At 70.5% G+C, this 2,760-nt stretch carries 3 protein-coding genes; all 3 read left to right on the forward strand.

The genetic code is table 11. The features are described 5' to 3' along the window. Nucleotides 1-1,076, forward strand: a 1,076-nt coding sequence (gene thiC, locus AC2VOK_RS00105) for a phosphomethylpyrimidine synthase ThiC (protein ID WP_428898660.1), incomplete at its 5' end; no start/stop codon positions are given. Nucleotide 1,077: 1 nt separating this feature from the next. Continuing rightward, nucleotides 1,078-1,914 carry a bifunctional hydroxymethylpyrimidine kinase/phosphomethylpyrimidine kinase gene (thiD, locus tag AC2VOK_RS00110; RefSeq protein WP_428898661.1) on the forward strand — a complete coding sequence of 279 codons (837 nt, stop codon included), beginning with the start codon at nt 1,078-1,080 and terminating at the stop codon, nt 1,912-1,914. Further along, on the forward strand, nt 1,911-2,537 hold the full coding sequence (locus tag AC2VOK_RS00115; protein ID WP_428898662.1) for an alpha/beta hydrolase family protein: 627 nt from the start codon (nt 1,911-1,913) through the stop codon (nt 2,535-2,537). Before thiD ends, AC2VOK_RS00115 begins: the two co-directional genes overlap by 4 nt. Nucleotides 2,538-2,760: the final 223 nt, after the last annotated feature.

The following is a 2,760-nucleotide window of genomic DNA, read 5'->3' on the forward strand; positions in this document are numbered from 1 at the left end:
TCCTGCGCAACTCCCCCGTGCCAGTCGGCACGGTGCCCATCTATCAGGCGCTGGAGAAGGTCAACGGAGATCCGACCGAGCTGACGTGGGAGATCTACCGCGACACCGTCATCGAGCAGTGCGAGCAAGGCGTGGACTACATGACCGTGCACGCCGGCGTGCTGCTGCGGTACGTGCCCCTGACCGCCAAGCGGGTCACCGGCATCGTGTCCCGTGGCGGCTCCATCATGGCGGCCTGGTGTCTGGCCCACCACACGGAGTCGTTCCTGTACACCAACTTCCAGGAACTCTGCGACATCTTCGCCCGCTACGACGTCACCTTCTCCCTGGGCGACGGGCTGCGGCCCGGTTCGATCGCCGACGCCAACGACGCCGCGCAGTTCGCCGAGCTGCGCACCCTGGGTGAGCTCACCAAGATCGCCAAATCCCATGGCGCACAGGTGATGATCGAAGGCCCCGGCCACGTACCCATGCACAAGATCGTCGAGAACGTGCGGCTGGAAGAGGAGCTGTGCGAGGAGGCCCCGTTCTACACGCTGGGCCCGCTGGCCACCGACATCGCGCCGGCCTACGACCACATCACCTCGGCGATCGGGGCGGCGATCATCGCCCAGGCCGGTACCGCGATGCTGTGCTACGTCACCCCCAAGGAACACCTCGGGCTGCCGGACCGCAAGGACGTCAAGGACGGGGTCATCGCCTACAAGATCGCCGCGCACGCGGCCGACCTGGCCAAGGGCCATCCCCGCGCTCAGGAGCGCGACGACGCCTTGAGCACGGCGCGCTTCGAGTTCCGCTGGAATGATCAGTTCGCGCTGTCGCTGGATCCCGACACCGCACGCGCCTACCACGACGAGACGCTGCCCGCCGAACCGGCCAAGACCGCGCACTTCTGCTCGATGTGCGGCCCGAAGTTCTGCTCGATGCGCATCACCCAGGACGTCCGGGACTTCGCCGCCGAGCACGGTCTCGAAACCGAGGAGGACATCGAGGCCATGCTGGCCGAAGGCATGGCCGAGAAATCCCGAGAGTTCGCCGAGCACGGCAAGCAGGTGTATTTGCCGATCACGCAGTGACGTGAACTATCTGCCGCTGCCGGCGTCGGGAACCACCCCGCGCCGCGTGCTGACCATCGCGGGATCGGACTCCGGGGGCGGCGCGGGGATTCAGGCCGACCTGCGCACCATCGCTCTGCTCGGCGTGCACGCCTGCGTCGCGGTCACTGCGGTCACCGTGCAGAACACGCTGGGGGTCAAAGACTTTCACGCAGTTCCCGATGACGTCGTCGCCGGCCAGATGGAGGCCGTGGTCAGCGACATCGGAATCCAGGCCGCCAAGACCGGGATGCTGGCCTCGGCGGACATCGTCGGCGCGGTGGCCGCCACCTGGCGCCGGCTCGGCCCGGCGGTCCCGCTCGTCGTCGACCCGGTGTGCGCCTCCATGCACGGCGACCCGCTACTGGCGCCCGAGGCGCTGGATTGTCTTCGCGAGCAACTGTTCCCACTCGCCACGCTGGTGACCCCGAACCTCGACGAGGTGCGCCTGCTGGTGGGCGTCGACGTGATCGACGAGGAGTCGCAGCGCGCGGCGGCGAAGTCGCTGCACGCGCTGGGCCCGCGGTGGGTGCTGGTCAAGGGCGGGCACCTGCGGTCCTCGGGGCGCAGCTGCGACCTGCTCTACGGAGGCCCGGACGGCGCCGAGTGCCACGAGTTCGACGCCGAGCGGGTGCCCACCGCCAACGACCACGGCGGCGGTGACACGCTGGCGGCCGCGATCGCGTGCGCGCTGGCGCACGGGTTTGCCGTTGCCGACGCGGTCGCCTTCGGGAAGCGGTGGGTCACCGCATGCCTGCGCGCCGCCTATCCGCTGGGCCACGGCCACGGCCCGGTGTCCCCCCTGTTCAGGCTCACATGAACCTGGATCCGATCGCCGGCGTGGCGCACGAACCCGACGGGCCGGCCGCCGGAGTGGTGGTGCTGACCCACGGCGCCGGGGGCAACCGGGATTCTTCGTTGCTGCACCAGGTTTGCGACGAATGGGCACGGCGCGGGTGGCTCGCGGTGCGCTATGACCTGCCCTACCGGCGACGCCGGCCCACCGGTCCCCCGTCCGGCGCAGCGGCCACCGACCGCGCCGGGATCGTCGAGGCGATCACGCTGTGCCGCGGCCTGGCCGGGGGCCCATTGGTCGCCGGCGGGCACTCCTACGGCGGCCGGCAGACCTCGATGGTGGTGGCCGCGGGCGAGGCGTCGCCCGTCGACGTGGACCTGCTGACGCTGTTCTCCTACCCGGTGCACCCCCCGGGCAAGCCGGAACGCGCCCGCACCGAACACCTCCCCGCTATCGCGGTACCCACCGTGTTCACCCACGGGACGTCGGACCCTTTCGGAACCATCGCCGAACTGCGGGCCGCCGCGGCGCTGATCGCCGCACCGACTGAGGTCGTCGAGGTCACCGGCGCGCGCCACGACCTGCGCTCGAAGACTCTGGACGTGCCCGCGCTCGCGGTCGACGCCGCCCTGCGGCTCCTGGCCTGAGCGGCCGGCGCGCCCGAACGGCCGGCGGCTGGCAGCAGCCACATGCAGGCCGCCGCCCTCGTCGTGCCGCCCAGCCGGATTTAGTCAGTTAAAACTGGCCAGTTTCGACTCACTAAATTAGGCTGTCGGCATGGACGGTGTCGGCGAGTCCGCCGCGGCGGCAGCCCGCGACCTGCGGGTGGTGGTCGGCCGGCTGCGCCGCAGGTTGCGCGAGGTCGCGGTC

This window comes from Mycobacterium sp. TH-M116 (genome assembly GCF_057473685.1).